At 69.2% G+C, this 2,457-nt stretch carries 3 protein-coding genes; all 3 read right to left on the bottom strand.

The genetic code is table 11. From position 1 onward, the window contains the following. The coding region (locus EGJ34_RS21345) for a tetratricopeptide repeat protein (RefSeq protein ID WP_125362405.1) at positions 1 to 709 on the bottom strand (709 nt) is incomplete at its 3' end. 1 nt (position 710) lies between these two features. Further along, entirely contained in the window at positions 711 to 1,685 is a 975-nt protein-coding gene (locus tag EGJ34_RS21340; protein ID WP_125362404.1) for a type II secretion system F family protein, read from the bottom strand. Next, the coding region (locus EGJ34_RS21335; protein WP_125362403.1) for a type II secretion system F family protein at positions 1,682 to 2,457 on the bottom strand (776 nt) is incomplete at its 5' end. The genes EGJ34_RS21340 and EGJ34_RS21335, both read right to left, overlap by 4 nt.

The raw sequence follows: 2,457 nt of genomic DNA, 5'->3' as shown, positions 1-2,457 counted from the left end.
CGGTGGCCGGGGCTTCGGCGCGCGCGGCAGGAAGACGCAGCTGCTGCGCCAGCCGCCGCACTTCCTGGCGCGCCGCCTCAGGCAGCGCCGCGCTGTTGAAGATCCGTTCCGCGGTGGCGGTGTCATTGCGCAGCAGCGCGTACACCGCCAGATTGGCGTTGGCCTTGACGTTGCCCGGCGCGAGCTCCGCTGCCTTGGCCAGCGGTTCGCGTGCCTGTTCCAGCTGGCCGGCGCGCAGGCGCGCAAAGCCCAGGTCCCCGAGGTAGTCGGTGTTCAGCGGTTGCAGCTGCACCGCGCGGGCCAGCGCCTGCTCGGCCTGGGTGTCGTCACCGTTACGCACCGCGATCAATCCGAGCCCATGCCATGCGGCCGCGGACTGCGGGCCATTGATGAGGCTGGCGTACAGGGTCTGCGCACCCGGCAGCTGGCCGGTTTCGCGCAGCGCGTCGGCCTGCAGCAGGCGCAGCGCCGGGCTGTCGCCGTAACGCTGGCGGTACGCGTCCACATGCGCCAGCGAGGCGTACCACGCACCTTGCCGCTGCATCTGGGTGATCAGTTCCAGATACAGCTGCTTGTCGTCCTGTGGCGGCCGTTCCGGTGCGGCCAGACTGACCGGATCCTGCTTGTACTGGGCAACAGAAGTGGTGCTGCAGCCGGCCAGCGTGGTCGCGCCGATCAGCATCAGGAACGGGAGTACGTGCGTACGCATGTCAGGACCCCAGTCTGGTCATGGCGTCGGCCAGGGCGATGATCGCCGGGCCGGACAGCACCAGCATCAAGGCTGGCAACAGGGTCAGCATCATCACCACGGTCATCTTCACCGAGAGCTTGCCGACCTTCTCTTTCAACGTGGCGCGGCGGTGTTCGCGCAGGCGCAGGCTGAACTGCTTGAGCGGCTCCTGCACCGCGCCGCCATGCTCATGCACCTGCAGCATCAGCTGCACCAGGCTGCGCAGGTCCTCATCGTCGAACGACTCGCCCAGCCGCCGCAGCGACTGCGCGCGGGTACGACCGTGCATGTAGGCAATATTGGCCTGGTGGATTTCCCGGCCCAGCACCGGTATCGCCCCGCGCAGTTTGTCGCCGAGGGTCTGCAGGCTCTGGTCCATGCTGAAGCCGACGCCCTGCAGCAGGCGCAACAGGTCAATCAGCAGCGGCAGTTCCGCATTGACGCGTTGGCGCAGCCGTCTGGCCCAGGCGCGCAGCGCGAACTTGGGCAGCAGGATGCCGAACGCCAGCGCGGCCAGCATCACCACGATACGTTGCACGCCGCTGCTGTCGAACAGGGCCAGCGCCAGCAGCAGGCACAGTACCGCCAGCAGCAGGCGCAGGGCCAGGAAGATCGCGGTGCCACTGCGGGTGTTCCAGCCGGCCTGGTCCAGCAGCAGCCGGTCCTCTGGAGCCAGCAGCGCGGCCTGCAGACGGCCCCCATGGAAGTGTTCGCCCAGTGCGGCCAGCCAGCCCAGCCCGCGCGGGCCGCCGTCGGAAGCAGGGGAGGACGGTGCGGTGCCTGCGCTGGCCGTCGCGCTGGCATCCGCGGTTGACTCGCGCGGGTGCAATGCGCTTTGCAACGCCGCCGCGTGTCGCTGCTGCCGGGCACCACGCAACAAGGCGACCACGCCCAGCAGGCCTAGTCCGGCAGCCAGCAGCAACAGCGCGATGAACCACAGCGGATGCGCGTTCATAGCGAACGCGCCAGTCGGTACAGCAGGAAGCCGCCAATCAACTCCAGCAGCAGCGCCGCGCCGAGCAGCTTGTGGCCGAGCGGCGCGTGCAGTACCGGCTGGAAGAAGTCCGGGCTGGCAATGGCCATCAGCAGCGCACACAGCGGCGGCAGCAGACCCAGCACCCAGGCCGACATGCGGGTTTCCGAGGTGGTTGCCATCAACTCCTGCTGGGCCTGTTCGAGGTCGCGCATGAAATCGCTCAGGCGCTGCAGAATCTGATCGGAACGGCCGCCGATGCGGATGCTCACACCCAACACCACGGCCAGCACATCGAGCACTTCCAGGCGGTAGGGACGGCTGGCCTGGCTGAGCGCGCGGTCCAGGTCCAGCCCGCTGCGCGCGCCCGAAAGCGTGTCGTCCAGCAAACCGCGCAGTGGTACGGGCACCTGCTGGCTGGCGGTCTGGAACGCCATCTGCAGGCTGTTGCCCAAGGCGGTCAGGCGCACCAGGTTGTCGAGGAAGTCAGGCAACTGGCGCAGCAGCCTGCGCTGAACGCCGAGGATGCGGCGCGACAGCCACACGCCCAGTACGAGCGCGGACAGGGCCAGGGTGATCGGCCACATCCACGCGGTGCCGATGCGTGCCGCGGCCAGCCACGCCAGCAGCACGCCGCTGACCACCCACGCCAGCGGCAGGGTCCAGCCGCTGCGCAGCCCGGCGCGCTGCAGCAGGGCATCCCACGGCAGTGCGGCCGGGGCTGGTGCTACCGGCGCTGCGCTGGGCGTACGTG

Source organism: Stenotrophomonas sp. 278 (genome assembly GCF_003935715.1).
Lineage (GTDB): Bacteria > Pseudomonadota > Gammaproteobacteria > Xanthomonadales > Xanthomonadaceae > Stenotrophomonas > Stenotrophomonas maltophilia_AH.
This window is presented reverse-complemented; position numbering and strand designations above follow the sequence as displayed.

What these genes read in the sequence shown, in the direction of transcription:
- EGJ34_RS21340 (WP_125362404.1), bottom strand. Translation starts at nt 1,685, where the DNA reads ATGAACGCGCATCCGCTGTGGTTCATCGCGCTGTTGCTGCTGGCTGCC.